The organism is Marinomonas vaga (assembly GCF_055388305.1).
This window is the reverse complement of record NZ_AP043903.1, coordinates 2,378,018-2,392,741: the sequence shown is the minus strand read 5'-3', so window position 1 is coordinate 2,392,741 and position 14,724 is coordinate 2,378,018. Positions and strand designations below refer to the sequence as shown.

Here is a 14,724-nt window from a genome sequence, read left to right as displayed (position 1 = left end):
CCCCACGTGCTGGATATTTTATACGAAGATGATTGGCTGGTAGTGATCAACAAACCAGCCAACAGTTTGTCCGTCCCTGGTCGTGGGCCGGACAAATTTGACTCCATCCTAACAAGGGCTCAAAGCCACTATGGGGAAGCGCATCCAATCCATCGATTGGACTGCGCCACCTCAGGTTTAATCCTGATTGCAAGGACCTTAGAGTGCCAGAAGCGCATGTACGCCCAGTTTCGAGAGCGTCATGTGCAAAAGGAATACCGGGCAACCGTACGCGGCGAAATAATGGGCAAGTCAGGTGAAGTACGAAAACCCTTGCGCTGTGATTGGGATCGTCGCCCAAGACAAATGATCTGCACCCAGTGGGGTAAAGACGCCCTCACTAAATGGCAACCAGTTTGGATTGAAAACGGTCAAACTCATGTCAGCTTAACCCCAGTGACAGGGCGCTCCCATCAACTTCGAGTGCACATGCAAAGCCTTGGACACTCCATCGTTGGAGATGAGTTCTACGATCCAGAGAAACAAGACGGAGATACGCGTCTTTTACTCCATGCCTACCGTATCGAGTTTTATCACCCCTTTACCGGCGCCTGGGTCAAATTCGTCGCCCCCTGCCCCTTTTAATACCGCGCAAACAATGACATCAAGAGTCATAGTTTGCGCGACCCCCAACCTATCCCACACCCACCTTTCTACAACACAAATCCAAAGCGCCTTAGCGAGGCAGTCTAATTAAATCTCATCAGGACAAATCCGTGACAACAAATGCATTTGAGAACTATTTTCATGTTCTTTTTTGACACAAAATAGATCATTAAATGATACAAAATAAATCTCAAACAGAAACAATGTGCACAGAATAAATAACAATAAATTCATAATGTTAGAGATTAATTGAAATTTTACGTTTCATCTTTTGATCAATATCAATACAAATTTATGATTGATAAAATCAACATCTGAATCACACATTCAAACAAACCGTTCACTCGCACACCCATAGCGTCGTAGTTGCACTATTTATTACCCACATACCAGTCAGTGGGCGCAATCCTGCAATGTACTGACAATGGGTAGGCCTATTTCATCATTAGCCAGAATTTTGAAAGGATTGCTTTATGAACAGAAGACAAGTGCTCAAACTGTTCGGGCAGGCTACCGCTTCCCTTGCCGTAGCGCCTCACATTAGCGCCAAAGAGCTACATGGTTTCCCTCACGAAACCGCTCTTACCGAAGACCACCTTCCCAACCCTGCACAAACCGGTCGCTTTCGGGTGTTAACCAAGCAGGTTGATCGGGACACCCTATCCGCCGTTTATGACCGTCTTATCCCGGCGGATGAGTATGGTCCGTCTGCGACGGAAGCGGGATGTCTAGAATTCATTGACGATCAATTAGCAGGGGATTACGGCAGCGGTAAAGCCCTATATCTAGAAGGCCCAATGGATCGCGAAAACGAAATAAAGCTTCTTGGGAAGCCACAATTTCTTGCCACGCCTAAAGAGCGCTACCTAACGGGTTTAACAGCGTTAGAAGCTTATTCTCAAAAGCACTATAAGGTTGCCTTCGCGGCCCTTTCTCCTGATCAAGTCGACGAGTTCTTGCTTGCCTTAGAAGCAGACACTATTGACCTAGGGAAGGACATCGATGGCGCCGCATTGTTTGAACTCATGCTGCAAAACGCCCGAGAAGGCTACCTCGCCGACCCCATTTATGGTGGCAACAAAGACATGGCCGGCTGGAAGATGATTGGCTTTCCAGGTGCCCGCTACGACTACCGACCTTACCTTGCCCGCCGAGGGGAAGCATTGAACCTTATCCCAGTCAGCTTGATTCCAAACGATTAACGGAGACTTAACATGACAATAGAACGCAAAAAAGTCGACGCCGTAATCTGTGGCTTAGGATGGGCAGGCTCTGTGATCGCGGAAGAACTTACCCGAGCAGGACTAAATGTACTTGCCATTGAACGTGGTGCTTGGCGAGACACGTCAACGGACTTTCCTCCTGCAGTCGATCCTGATGAATTACGTTGGCAAACACGCCGCTCAATGACTCAGCCAATGAGCGTTGAAACCACGACCTTCCGAAACCGCCCCGATCAAAAGGCGGCACCCGTTCGAGATTGGAACGCTTACCAGTTTGGCTGGAACGTTGGCGGTGCAGGGACTCACTGGGCTGGCATGGCATGGCGATTCAACCCTTGGGACTTTGAAGTCCGCAGCAAGACCATTGAACGCTATGGCGTCGAAAAGACCGAAGGCTTACAACTGCAAGACTGGGGGGTTACCTACGAAGAGATGGAACCCTACTACGATCGTTTTGAACGTATTGCAGGTATTTCTGGCAAAGCGGGCCACCTTAATGGTGAAAAGATCACAGGCGGCAACGTCTTTGAAGGTGCTCGTACACGGGACTACCCTACTCCACCCTTAGAAGACACCCACTGGATGAGCAAGTACCGTAAAGTGGTTACGGACATGGGCTACCATCCATTTACCATTCCAGCTGGCAATTTATCCCAAGCTTACGTAAACCCTCTTGGTATCACCATGGGCCCTTGTACCTACTGTGGTTTCTGTGACTTTCATGGGTGTGGTAACTTTTCCAAATCTTCCCCCCAAGCCTGTATCTTGCCGGCCCTTATGCGCCGCGACAACTTCTCCGTCTTGACCGAGACAGAAGTTTTGCATGCAGTTAAAGACGAAGATGGTCAGACCGTAAAAGGCGTTAACTTTGTCACTAAAGAAGGCAAACTAGGTTTCCAGCCTGCAGACATTGTTATCTTTACCGCCTACCAAATGGATAACGTGCGCCTGATGCTGTTATCCGGAGTGGGCAAGCCTTATAACCCTGCTACGGGTGAAGGCACCATTGGTCGTAACTACAGCTACCAAACCTGTTCATCGGTTACCGGCTTCTTTGATAACGAAAACATGAACCCCTTTATCGGTGCTGGAGCACTGGGTGTTCAGATTGACGACTTCAACGCTGACAACTTCGACCACAGTGATCTGGACTTCATTGGTGGCGCAGGCATCATGGCTTTTAACACCAATGGTCGTCCGATTCAAAACGCTGGTAACGTGCGCCCAGGCACACGTCGTTGGGGCACAGAATGGAAAAAAGCCTATGCCCGCGACTACCAAAACGCCGCTTCAATCTTTTGTCAGGGGACTTCCATGCCCCACAAAGACGCTTATCTAGACCTCGATCCAGAATATAAGGACCGTCACGGTCAGCCGCTATTACGAGTCACTTTTGATTGGAATGAAAACGATCAGAAAATGGCCAAATATGCGACAGACAAAGCCATCGACATCATGAAGCGCGCAGGTGCCGTCGATATCATGGTAGACAACCAAGCAGAAGAAAGCTGGAACCCATATAAACAGCACAGTTCCCACACTATCGGTGGTGCTGTCATGGGAGCGGACCCAAGTACATCTGCTCTAAACCCTTACTTGCAAAGTTGGGATGCCCACAACTTGTTTGTCGTGGGCGCTTCTGCCTTCCCTAACAATGGTGGCTTTAACCCAACGCTGACGGTAGGTGCTCTTGCGGTCCGGGCTGCGCGCGCGATCCACGAGACCTACATTCACAATCCTGGTCCAATGGTTAAGGGGTAAACAACCATGACTCAAACAAAACGCACTATTTTAAAAGTCTTTATTGGGCTAGTTGTGATTGTGGCGGTCGTCGCGGGCGTTCGCCTATGGCAAACACTGGACACATCCAGATCGAATGCTGCGAACGATTCGGTCACCTTGTCGCAGTTTAAAAGCGATGACTTAGAGGCCATCAAACGTGGTCAGTATGTTATGCGCTTGGGGGACTGCTCTGCTTGCCACACCTCTGGTAACGGCTACATGGCTGGGGGCTATGAAGTGAAAACGCCTTTTGGCTCACTTTACAGCTCTAATATCACACCCGATCCAGAAGTAGGCATCGGCAATATGACAGAGCGAGATTTCTTTAACGCTGTGCGTCAAGGTCAAGGCTCCCACGGATTCCTATACCCAGCAATGCCTTACACGGCCTATGTTAATTTCACCGATCAAGACATGCATGACTTATGGGCATACTTCTCTACTGTGGCACCCGTAAACCATGATATCGATGAAACCCAAGACATGCCCTTCCCATTCAATGTTCGTCTGTCTCTGGCGGGTTGGAACATGCTCTTCTTTGACAATGAAGGGATAGAACCCGACCCTCAGCAAAGTGACGAATGGAATCGAGGCCAGTACATTGTCGATGGGGGCGGTCACTGTTCTGCCTGCCATGGTCCTCGCAATTTCTTAGGCGCTGAGATATCCAGTCTGTACATGCAAGGTGGCAACCTCGGTGAATGGTACGCACCAGACATAACTTCCAACCCACATCAGGGTATTGGTGATATGTCTAAAGAGCAGATCATGAGTTACCTAAAAACTGGCACTGACGGTATTGCGGTCGCTTCTGGTCCAATGGCAGAAGCCATTGAACACTCCACCCAATACTTCACAGAGGAAGACTTAGGTGCCATTGCAACCTACTTAAAGAGCATCCCTGCTTCTGAAGAGAAGGCACCTCATCCAGCATTACCTGTGACTGAAAAAATGACACTGAGCTACGAAGTAAACTGCTCTGCCTGTCACGGGCTAGAGGGTGAAGGGATTCAAGGTATGGCCCCTGCTTTTACCAACAACAATGTGATCCGAGCAGATGATCCGACAAACTTGATTCATGCCATGCTGAAAGGGGTTCGAGCAGCTCATACTGAGACCGTTCAAACTGCTGCGGGCATGCCTTCTTTCGCTTGGAAAATGAACGACCAACAGGTAGCTGACATATTGAACTATGTGCGTAATTCTTGGGGCAACACTGCCATTGAGGTGACTGCAGACCAAGTTGGAAGCATGCGTGAAAGTTTAGGTGCGCGACAAAAACTGACAGAAGCCAATTAGGCAACTGATCAGCGCCAGCACCAAAGCCCTGCCGCTGCCCTCGGCAGGGCTTTTTTTGAATTTTGGCACCTTTTAGGTGCTATGAAGCAAAACGCTCCAACCAAATAGTGTGGGCGGCTTGATGCACTAAACTATGACGTGCCGCCACGACACTATGATCATGGTCATACCCACCCCCAATGACACAAGCGACGGAAGCTCCCGAATTCAAAGCATGTTCGATCACATATCGATCTCGAGCCAAAATCCCAGCATCCGTTAAACGCACATACCCAAGGCGATCGTCCTTATGAACATCCACCCCTGCATCGTAAAACACAAAATCCGGCTGGTATTCGGCTAATAGTGCAGGGACATGTTGAGCTAATATGGCCAGATACTCCTCATCTTCCGCGTGCTTAGGGATCGGAATATTAATACCACTGAGTTGTTTCTCTAGGGGGTAGTTTTCTTCACAATGGAAAGACACGGGAATGACGTGAGAACTATCGTTAAAAAATGCCGTTGTGCCATCTCCCTGATGCACATCACAATCGATGATCATCACCTTTTTAGCCCTTCCGGTATGAATCAGATCTATTGCCGCAACTGCTAAATCATTAAAAATACAAAAGCCTGAACCATGATCCGGAAACGCATGGTGGGTGCCACCTGCCAAATGACAAGCAAGCCCATGCTCTAACGCCAAGTGAGCCGTGAGCATGGTGCCAGATACGGCCCGCAAGGTACGTTCCACCAGCCAATCACTCCAGGGTAACCCTATGTCTTTCTCTTCTTGTACGGTCAGTTGACCACGGATAAAACGCTGCACATAGTCCCCAGTATGGGCGCGCATTAGGGCTTCAAGGGACAAGGGAGCGGGTTGATGACAGTTATCTTGTGTCAAAATCCCTAAGCACGAAAGATGCTCCGCCAGCAAGCCAAATTTCGGCATGGGGAATCTGTGTCTATCTGGAAACGGGATACTGTAATTGGGGTGGTATACAAGAGGTAGTTTCAAAACAGCCTAAAGGTCAATCGATAGTGGAAAGGGATACCTTAACGTTATCGACGCTTAGCAACCAGTAGTTTTCGTACCGCACGATTGAAAGCATCCACCAGATGAGGGGGGACGCCTTTGCCACTTTCAGAGTTCACTTTTTGAATGGCGCGCATGGCGCTTTTTTTATACTCATCCCCTGACTTTCCCCACACCACGTCAATAAATTGAACAGCCATGGACAAGATAAAAGCCCCTTGAGGGATCATGCCACCCACTAGACCTTCGGGATAGCCCGAACCGTCAAACCGCTCACGGTATGCACTGACCATTTCAATGGCGGATTCCCAACCATCATGTTTACTGAGTAACTGTGCACCTACCATTGGGTGATTACGCTCGGCCCGTTCCCTGGCTTCGTCGTCGTCCTTACACTTTAGGATCATGGCCATGCCCATATTATGCATGTAGGACGCCGCCGCCAACTGTGCTCGATCAACCGGCGTGGCGCATTCTGAGTTAATCAGTTGGCAAAGTTTGAGAATACGCTCACCCCGCTCTGGAGAATAACCAAGCAGCTTATTCAACCGAGCACTAAACTGTTGAAACTGTTCGATATCAAGCTTTTGAGTGTCTGTATATTCCACTCGAACAATCAGATCTTCCTCAGGCGCTTCTTGTGCCACATGCTCGCTGTCCAACTCGCTCAACAATTCATCCGCTAAGCGTCGGCGCTGGGCTTGGTCTTCTTGTTCGTAAATTCGGTCTAGGTAGGTTTGTAATACGGTTAGCAGCTTGCTGTCAGCACCGTGGTGTTGATGAAGTTGATTTAACAATACAAGCACTTGGTCCAGCACCGTATTAATCAATTCACCAAAAATGGAATCATAACCAATATAGCCCCCGCGCATGCCATCAACGATCTCTTCCAATCGATGTAGAGCACCCACAAGAGGATCTAGGAAACAGACAGAGCAGTTCCCTTTCATACTATGTAACGAGCGAAATAAGGTGTCTAGCTTCTCATGGGAGAAACCAGCTTCCTCTATGTCGTTAATGATCGCTTCGATTTCTTGCTGAGCTTCGAGATAACATTCTAACAAATCATCTTTCAATTCTTTGTCTAACGCCGAGAACTCTTTGCAAGCAAACTGTTCCATATGATCGTTCCAACAGCTTCCACTTCGGTATTAAAGTGCTTATAGGGAGTAATTGTAGTTACAATATACGCCAGTATGAACAATGCGAATGTATATTTCTGCAACAAAACGTGAGGCGATATGGCTGTTTGGCTAATGAAATCTGAGCCCGATGAGTTCTCCATCGATGATCTAAAACGGTTAGGTAAGGCAAACTGGGACGGTGTACGTAACTATCAAGCTCGAAACTTTATGCGCGACATGTCCTTGGGAGATCAAATTTTGTTTTACCACTCGAGCTGTAAGGTGCCGGGGATCGTTGGTACCTCTAGAGTGAGTAAAACCGCCCACCCGGATCCCTCTTGCTGGGATGAAAGCAGCCCATACTATGATGCAAAGTCCACCGAATCTTCCCCCCGCTGGGATCAAGTTGAGCTCACTTATGAAAGTAAGTTCACATTCCCAATCACCTTGAGTGCCATGAAAAACATGGCTGGCCTTGAGGGTTTCAGCTTAATTCAAAAAGGCAGCCGCCTAAGTGTGATGCCCGTAGCGCAAAACTACCTAGACGTTTTAGGAGAAAATAGCTCACATTTTAAACAGACTCCTGCTTGACCTTCTGACCTCGCACCTATAAGTTAGCGACCAACAATACATTATTTCACAAGGATTGTGTTTTATGTCAGGACGACTCTTACCCATATTGGGTGGGTGCGTGTTGCTGCACTTATGGACTCCCGTGCACGCAAGCGACCTTCCCTACCCAGAAAGCCATAACTTTTCCCTAAAGGACAGTGATTTTGACGGTGTATTAGACGCCCAAGATGAATGTCCAAACACGCCTATAGGCATCAAAGTAGATAAGCGAGGCTGCCCTATTGAACCAGAGAGTTCCCAGCCAAACGGACAGTCAAAGGAAAGGGACATGTCTGTCTTAGAAATTAAAGTACCTAATCGACTCTAAATTAGTGGTAGCTACGTTCTCTTTGCTTGAAACTCATACCACGGTCAAAGTAGTAGCGTAGCGCCAATCCCATATAAGGAAAGATATCCGCGTTACCACCTCGCAACACAACCCCAAGAGCTAGGTGTTGGCGATATTTTTGGGGTTGCACAAAAGATTCTAAACGCCACCCTTCGGTAGAATCATAACGTTCCCGGAACAAAGCCAGCTTTTGTCCCTCACTTGGATACCAAATAAGACCCGCCCTAAGAGAAGTGGTTGCCCTAAAGTCATCATCAAATTTGGCGTAATCCCAGGAAAAAGTCACATCTTTTACATAGAGCGCTGCTGTACCGCGAACCACTTGTACCTGCTCAGTTTCATAAGCTCCTGACTTAGATTTCAACTGCAATGTACCCAGTCCAGCGCCAATACGTCCCTCTTTGACCCGGATAAACCCCATACCATTAAATTCTGATACAGCAAAATCCCCCAAATCAGGATCACCAAAGACATAGTTACTGTCTAAGTTAATTTGGCTGGATAAAAAGGATGTCATAGGAATATTCACAGTAAAATCTAAGTTAAATAACTCAACGTCAATCCCCTTGCCGCCTCCCAAGCCTATTTCAAAGTTAGGCAGTTCACGTTCTGCCAGTAACTCTCCTGAGAAGCCCACACAACAGAGCAACGCTGACGTTTTCAAAAATTTCATCTGCTATCCATTTCATAAACTAAGCTTTAAATGATAAGGGTTTTGAAGCCATGCGTCATCGCACAAATACTATGTTGTATAGAATTCACGCACAGAGACTCAGGCACCTATGGGAATCAGGGCAAAACCCCAATATAATGTGCGCCAAAGTCATCTGACTCATTTTTTATTAGGTTTACATTTTTACATGGCGAAAAAACTCTTTATCCAAACACACGGCTGCCAAATGAACGAGTACGACTCTTCACGAATGGCAGATCTACTTGGCGATTCCCACGAAATGGAACTCACAGACAACGCTGAAGAAGCGGATGTTCTGCTATTAAACACCTGTTCCATTCGTGAAAAAGCACAAGATAAGGTGTATCACCAACTGGGTCGCTGGAAAAAGCTAAAAGAGAAGAACCCGAACCTCAAGATCGGTGTTGGTGGCTGCGTTGCATCTCAAGAAGGAGATAATATTCGCAAGCGCGCCAAGCACGTAGATATGATTTTCGGTCCTCAAACACTACATAAGCTACCAGAAATGGTGGATGCGGCCGCTAACGCTATTCCTATTACGGATGTCACCTTCCCAGAAATCGAAAAGTTTGACCATTTACCCGCCCCGAAAGTGGACGGTGCAGAGGCATTCGTTTCTGTCATGGAAGGTTGCAGCAAATACTGTACTTTTTGTGTTGTACCTTATACCCGTGGCGAGGAAGTCAGCCGTCATTTTGAAGACATTCTAAAAGAAGTCGCTCAATTGGCTGAGCAAGGCGTGCGTGAGATCCACCTTCTAGGTCAAAACGTTAACGCCTACCGAGGTGAAAACGCCGCCGGTGAGGAAATGGACCTGGCGGATGTGATTCATGCAGTGGCTCGCGTTGCGGGAGTCGAGCGCATTCGCTTCACTACCTCCCACCCAGTGGAGTTCACCGACAGCTTGATCGAAGCCTTCCGCACCGAACCTAAGTTAGTCAGCCATTTGCACTTACCGGTTCAAAGCGGCTCCAACGCAGTGTTGGCTAATATGAAGCGCGGCCATGATCGTCAATACTACATTGACAAAATCAACCGTATCAAAGCTGCGCGCCCTGGCATTAGCTTGTCTTCGGACTTCATCATTGGCTTCCCTGGGGAAACAGAAGAAGACTTCGTCGACACCATGAATCTGATTCAAGAAATTGGCTTCGATCACTCTTTCAGTTTTGTTTACAGTCAGCGCCCAGGTACTCCTGCGGCTCAACTGGATGACACCACACCAGAAGATGTGAAAAAAGAACGCCTTGCCATCTTGCAGCGTCGTATTGTGCAACAAACCTACGACATCAGTTTAAGCATGGTTGGCAACATTGAACGTATTCTTGTAAGCGGCTACTCCCCCCGTGACCCAGGTAAACTTCAAGGGCGTACAGAGAATAACCGTATCGTAAACTTTCAAGCGGATGACCCACAATTAATCGGTAAATTTGCCGATGTGGTCATTACCGACGCATACCCTAACTCCTTGGTCGGCGAATTTGTCGGATCAGAGTTGGATGCAGATTTCGAATTAACTAAATAAGGTCAATCTTGGACACCACATCAACAACTTCTCAACAATTCCGTTTAGAGCCAGCTGACGCCAATGCGTTAGCGGCTCTATGTGGTCAATTTGACGACCACTTAAAGCAAATCGAGCAACGCTTAGATGTCACGATTCAACACCGTGGCGAGCTATTTGAAGTCTCCAGTGAAGACAGCGAGCACGTGGCAGCAACTAAAGTCTTGATTGAAAGCATCTATCGTGAAGCGCTCGCCCAAAAAGAAATCACCAAAGAAGCGATTCACTTATACCTGCAAGAGTCAGCGATCGAGTCCTTATCAAAAGGTAAGACAGATCGTGATCAGGTTGTGGTTAAAACGCGCAAGGCTTACATCAAGCCAAAGGGCAAAAACCAGCAAAACTATGTCCAGCAGATTCGTAAACACGACATCAACTTTGGTATCGGGCCAGCCGGGACAGGTAAAACCTATTTAGCTGTTGCCTGTGCCGTAGAAGCCCTAGAAGCAGATCGAGTAGAACGCATCATGCTGGTTCGCCCTGCCGTGGAAGCCGGTGAAAAGCTTGGCTTCCTGCCAGGGGACCTGTCTCAAAAAATCGACCCATATTTACGACCACTGTACGATGCCTTGTACGAGATGCTGGGATTTGAACTGGTTGATAAGTTAATCGAGAAAAACGTGATCGAGATTGCCCCTCTGGCATTCATGCGTGGCCGTACTCTGAATAACTCATTCATCATTCTTGATGAGAGCCAAAACACCACTCGCGAGCAGATGAAAATGTTCTTAACTCGTATTGGTTTTGGCTCCACTGCCGTGATTACTGGTGACCGTACCCAGGTAGACTTACCCCGTGGCACCAATTCAGGCCTAGCTCATGCGATGCATGTTTTGAACAATGTGAATGGCATCAGCATGACTCAATTTGCCGCATCAGACGTGGTTCGCCACCCATTGGTACAGCGAATCGTCGAAGCTTATGACAAATTCGATGAGCAGCAAGACGCAGAACGCAAAGAGCGCGATGCACAACGCAAAGCTGAACGTGAAGCAGAGCAATCGTCTAATGAAGGTAACTCCTAGTGGCTGAGCTAGACCTAGACATGCAAAATGCCTGTGAGCAGCTTGATGGCCTTCCAAGTGACGAGGCGTTTTTCACTTGGGCCAAGGCAGCTATGCCTGATCATGGCAACTTCGAAATGACCATTCGTTTAGTCGATGAAGCAGAAAGCCAAACCCTTAATCACGAATACCGTGGCAAGGATAAACCGACCAACGTTTTATCATTCCCATTTGAAGTACCCGATGGCATCGAACTCCCCTTGCTGGGAGATTTAGTGATCTGTCGTCAAGTTGTTGAACGGGAAGCCGTTGAGCAACAAAAGCCCTTAGCCCACCATTGGGCACATATGGTCGTTCATGGCGTGTTGCATTTGCGCGGCTATGATCATATAAAGGATGATGAAGCAGAGGAAATGGAGGCACTTGAAACTCAAATCTTGGCCACCATGTCTATCCCTGACCCCTATTTTGTTAATGAGTGAGTTTCTCCCACTATGAGCGAAGACCGATCGGGAAGTTCGAGCGATCAACAGAAATCTTGGTTTGAACGTTTAGCGCAAGCCTTCCACGATGAGCCCCGTAGCCGTGAAGACATTATTGAACTTCTGCAAACGGCTGTTAAATCCGAAGTCATCGACCGCGATGCTTTTTCTATTGCTGAGGGCGCCTTAGAGGTGTCTGAAGTACAAGCTCGCGACATTATGATTCCCCCATCTCAGATGGTGGTGATCAAATCCGAAGACGACCCAAAAACTTCCATTCGAAAAGTCATCGACTCTTCCCACTCCCGTTTTCCGGTGGTCGGTGAAGATTCTGATGAAATTTTGGGAGTATTACTGGCGAAAGATCTGCTGCCTTTATTGTTTAAAGACGGCGATGTGACCCTTGAAGACATACTAGATCGTTTACGTCCTGCGAACTTCATCCCTGAAAGTAAACGCCTAAATGTTCTGCTCAATGATTTCAGAACTAAGCGCTACCATATGGCCATCGTACTCGATGAATACGGTAGTGTGTCTGGCCTTGTGACCATCGAAGATGTATTGGAACAGATCGTTGGTGAAATCGAAGACGAGACGGATCGTCTAGAAAACGAAGACATCCAAGCGACTGAGCAACAAGGTATCTTCCTAGTACCGGCCTTGGTTTCCGTGGAAGACTTCAATGAATTCTTTAGCACTAATATTAGTGAAGAAGAATTCGACACCATCGGCGGCATCATCGTCCAGCAGTTTGGTCACGTACCTACCCGAGGCGAGGAAATGACCTATGAAGGCTTCCATTTCAACGTTGTGAAGTCTGATGGACGCCGGGTTAAAACCCTACAAGTGACCAAAGTTAGCGAAGAAGACACCATTTAGTCATGAATCAAAATGCCACCTTGAACACATTGGACGTTACAGGGTGGCGTTTACGCCTCCTAACGTCTGTTCAACACTCCCCTATTCGCCATACTCTATTAAGCCTTTTATTAGGTGGTTTAAGCACATTGAGCTTTGCCCCCTTTTACATTTGGCCTATCTATCTCATTAGTGTGGCTTACTTATTTGTTCTATTCCAATTTGCGCCTAACAAGCGCCAAGCCTTCAAATTCGGCTTTGCTAACGCCTTAGGCATGTTTGGCAGCGGCATTTCATGGATTTACGTGAGCATTGCCAACTTCGGTCAAGTGGGAATCCCCATTGCCGTTGGCATCACCTTTGGCTTGATCGCCGTCATGTCCATCTATTGGGGATTGCTGGGTACCAGTTTCAAAGCCTGCCAAAACAAGCTCTCAAGTCGCTTCCATATCGTGTTGTTTTGTTCGCTATTTCTATGCTTTGAATGGATCCGAAGCTGGTTATTTACGGGCTTCCCATGGTTATTACCCGGATACATCACTGAACCTAGCTGGTTGTTTGAACTGCTGCCTGTGGGGGGCATTTGGTTTGTCAGTGCAGTGTGCCTAATTAGCGCCGCAAGCCTTGGACACTTTTTCATCCAACCGACGTATCGTTGGCTGATAGTCACAGGGAGTCTTTGGCTTGGAGCCGGAGCGCTCAATTATGCTCCCCCAGCTTATGTGACACCTGTTGAGCAGCATAAAACAACGCTCATTCAAGGTAACTTAGCCCAAGACGAGAAGTGGCTCGCTGAGAACGCTGGCCCTTCCCTCGCCTACTACCAGCAAGCGACAGTTAATCATTTGGACAGTGATCTGGTGATATGGCCGGAAACCGCCATCACCTATTTACTAAGCCAAGTAGAACCCTATCTAGAAAGCTTTTCTAAAGAATTGGCGGACAGTCAAACCACCCTGATTACCGGCGTCCCTGTTTGGGATAAGAACCAAGGCACCTACTATAATAGCGTCTGGGCTACAGGCAATGGCTTTGGACTTTACCAGAAACAAAAGCTTGTCCCTTTTGGCGAATACATTCCTCTAGCGAGCTGGTTTGGCCCAGTGTTTGATTTATTTGGCATGCCCATGTCCCAGTTCAGCAAGGGAGAAGCCAATCAGCCAACCCTACAAGCGGGCGAGTTGAGCATAGCGCCATTTATTTGCTACGAAGTAGTGTATCCAAGTCTAGTTCGGAACATGGTACGAGACAGTGATGTACTGCTTACCATTAGCAATGATGGCTGGTTCGGGGATTCCATTGGCCCATTGCAACATTTGCAGATTGCCCAATTTAGAGCCAAGGAAGCGGGCCGTTATATGATCCGCGCCACCAACACTGGAGTGACTGCCATCATTGATGAAAACGGCCAAATCACCAGTGAACTGCCCCAATTTGTGCGGGCGACGCTGACCGGAGACATTACGACCTTCTCTGGTAATACGCCTTATGTGATGTGGGGGAATGGGATACTGTTTGCCCTAATGGGACTTTTGTGGGGCTTTGCTCTACTCCCAAACAGAAAGCGCAGCGCAGCTGCAGAGTAGATGGATTTAAGTTAAAGGGAGAAAGGGCTTCTCCCTTTAACAAAATTACTTTACGTTACTATTCCCCTTGGAAATAAAGCACGCCGTAGTGACACACTTCGCAAGTGTCTAACACACCCGCTTCATGGGTATTCTCATGACCACAATCCATACAAATATAGCGTCCTGATTGTGCTTCTTTACCCGCCACAGAACAACGCTCTAAGGGCACTGGGTTGTTATTGGCGTGATTCACCAACCAAAGTAATGCCGCATCCTCACGACGATCCAAATCTTCCAGAAGCTCTTCACTTTCGTCTTTAACCAAATGCCAATTCGCATCCACCCAAGCTTCCACATAGCCCATTTGGTCATGCCAATAGGCACGCATCAGTTCCACGTCCTCTAACAACCAATTCTTCGCGCCAGTTAAAGTTTTCTTCGCTTCTTCGACTAAATCTAAGTCATTATTGGCTTCTTTTTTCATAGATTCTACAACTCCATC

At 47.7% G+C, this 14,724-nt stretch carries 15 protein-coding genes; 11 read left to right on the top strand and 4 right to left on the bottom strand.

Annotated elements, in window-relative coordinates; translation table 11 throughout:
- The first annotated feature begins 6 nt into the window (after positions 1-6).
- The 4 genes from ACZ5DR_RS11225 to ACZ5DR_RS11210 all read left to right on the top strand — a co-directional run bounded on the left by ACZ5DR_RS11225 (position 7) and on the right by ACZ5DR_RS11210 (position 4,949).
- Positions 7-624, top strand: a complete 618-nt coding sequence (locus ACZ5DR_RS11225; RefSeq protein ID WP_377369361.1) for an RluA family pseudouridine synthase — start codon at positions 7-9, stop codon at positions 622-624.
- A 494-nt stretch (positions 625-1,118) separates the two neighbouring features.
- Positions 1,119-1,847, top strand: a complete 729-nt coding sequence (locus ACZ5DR_RS11220) for a gluconate 2-dehydrogenase subunit 3 family protein (protein ID WP_377369359.1) — start codon at positions 1,119-1,121, stop codon at positions 1,845-1,847.
- Between the two features lie 12 nt (positions 1,848-1,859).
- A complete protein-coding gene (locus ACZ5DR_RS11215; protein WP_377369357.1) occupies positions 1,860-3,629 on the top strand; it encodes a GMC family oxidoreductase in 1,770 nt (589 codons plus the stop codon).
- Between the two features lie 6 nt (positions 3,630-3,635).
- Positions 3,636-4,949 carry a c-type cytochrome gene (locus tag ACZ5DR_RS11210; protein ID WP_377369355.1) on the top strand — a complete coding sequence of 438 codons (1,314 nt, stop codon included), beginning with the start codon at positions 3,636-3,638 and terminating at the stop codon, positions 4,947-4,949.
- Between the two features lie 79 nt (positions 4,950-5,028).
- Here ACZ5DR_RS11210 and ACZ5DR_RS11205 read toward each other — a convergent pair whose 3' ends face one another.
- Together ACZ5DR_RS11205 and ACZ5DR_RS11200 are read right to left on the bottom strand one after the other, a co-directional pair.
- Positions 5,029-5,883, bottom strand: coding sequence for a histone deacetylase family protein (locus ACZ5DR_RS11205; RefSeq protein WP_377369353.1), 855 nt, complete (start codon positions 5,881-5,883; stop codon positions 5,029-5,031).
- 110 nt (positions 5,884-5,993) lie between these two features.
- Complete coding sequence (locus ACZ5DR_RS11200; RefSeq protein WP_377369351.1) at positions 5,994-7,088, bottom strand: HD domain-containing phosphohydrolase; 1,095 nt, start codon at positions 7,086-7,088, stop codon at positions 5,994-5,996.
- Between the two features lie 120 nt (positions 7,089-7,208).
- Between ACZ5DR_RS11200 and ACZ5DR_RS11195 the strand changes: the two genes are divergently transcribed.
- Both ACZ5DR_RS11195 and ACZ5DR_RS11190 read left to right on the top strand, forming a co-directional pair.
- A complete protein-coding gene (locus ACZ5DR_RS11195; RefSeq protein ID WP_377369349.1) occupies positions 7,209-7,682 on the top strand; it encodes an EVE domain-containing protein in 474 nt (157 codons plus the stop codon).
- Between the two features lie 64 nt (positions 7,683-7,746).
- Entirely contained in the window at positions 7,747-8,031 is a 285-nt protein-coding gene (locus ACZ5DR_RS11190) for a hypothetical protein (protein WP_377369347.1), read from the top strand.
- A gap of 1 nt (position 8,032) precedes the next feature.
- On the opposite strand, the gene ACZ5DR_RS11185 is transcribed toward ACZ5DR_RS11190, so the two are convergent.
- Positions 8,033-8,725, bottom strand: coding sequence for a hypothetical protein (locus ACZ5DR_RS11185; RefSeq protein WP_377369345.1), 693 nt, complete (start codon positions 8,723-8,725; stop codon positions 8,033-8,035).
- 187 nt (positions 8,726-8,912) lie between these two features.
- Here ACZ5DR_RS11185 and miaB point away from each other — a divergent pair, with 187 nt between their 5' ends.
- From miaB to lnt, 5 genes are read left to right on the top strand one after another with little or no spacing between them, the layout of a single operon-like run.
- Entirely contained in the window at positions 8,913-10,271 is a 1,359-nt protein-coding gene (gene miaB / locus ACZ5DR_RS11180) for a tRNA (N6-isopentenyl adenosine(37)-C2)-methylthiotransferase MiaB (protein WP_377369343.1), read from the top strand.
- An 8-nt stretch (positions 10,272-10,279) separates the two neighbouring features.
- Positions 10,280-11,335, top strand: coding sequence for a PhoH family protein (locus ACZ5DR_RS11175; RefSeq protein WP_377369341.1), 1,056 nt, complete (start codon positions 10,280-10,282; stop codon positions 11,333-11,335).
- Positions 11,335-11,796, top strand: coding sequence for an rRNA maturation RNase YbeY (ybeY, locus tag ACZ5DR_RS11170; RefSeq protein ID WP_464543550.1), 462 nt, complete (start codon positions 11,335-11,337; stop codon positions 11,794-11,796). Before ACZ5DR_RS11175 ends, ybeY begins: the two co-directional genes overlap by 1 nt.
- A gap of 12 nt (positions 11,797-11,808) precedes the next feature.
- Positions 11,809-12,675: an HlyC/CorC family transporter gene (locus tag ACZ5DR_RS11165; protein ID WP_377369339.1), complete on the top strand. Its 867-nt coding sequence runs from the start codon at positions 11,809-11,811 to the stop codon at positions 12,673-12,675.
- A 2-nt stretch (positions 12,676-12,677) separates the two neighbouring features.
- Entirely contained in the window at positions 12,678-14,240 is a 1,563-nt protein-coding gene (gene lnt, locus ACZ5DR_RS11160; RefSeq protein ID WP_377369337.1) for an apolipoprotein N-acyltransferase, read from the top strand.
- A 58-nt stretch (positions 14,241-14,298) separates the two neighbouring features.
- Here lnt and ACZ5DR_RS11155 read toward each other — a convergent pair whose 3' ends face one another.
- Complete coding sequence (locus ACZ5DR_RS11155) at positions 14,299-14,706, bottom strand: Rpo12/RPC10 RNA polymerase subunit family protein (protein WP_377369335.1); 408 nt, start codon at positions 14,704-14,706, stop codon at positions 14,299-14,301.
- Between the last annotated feature and the right edge of the window lie 18 nt (positions 14,707-14,724).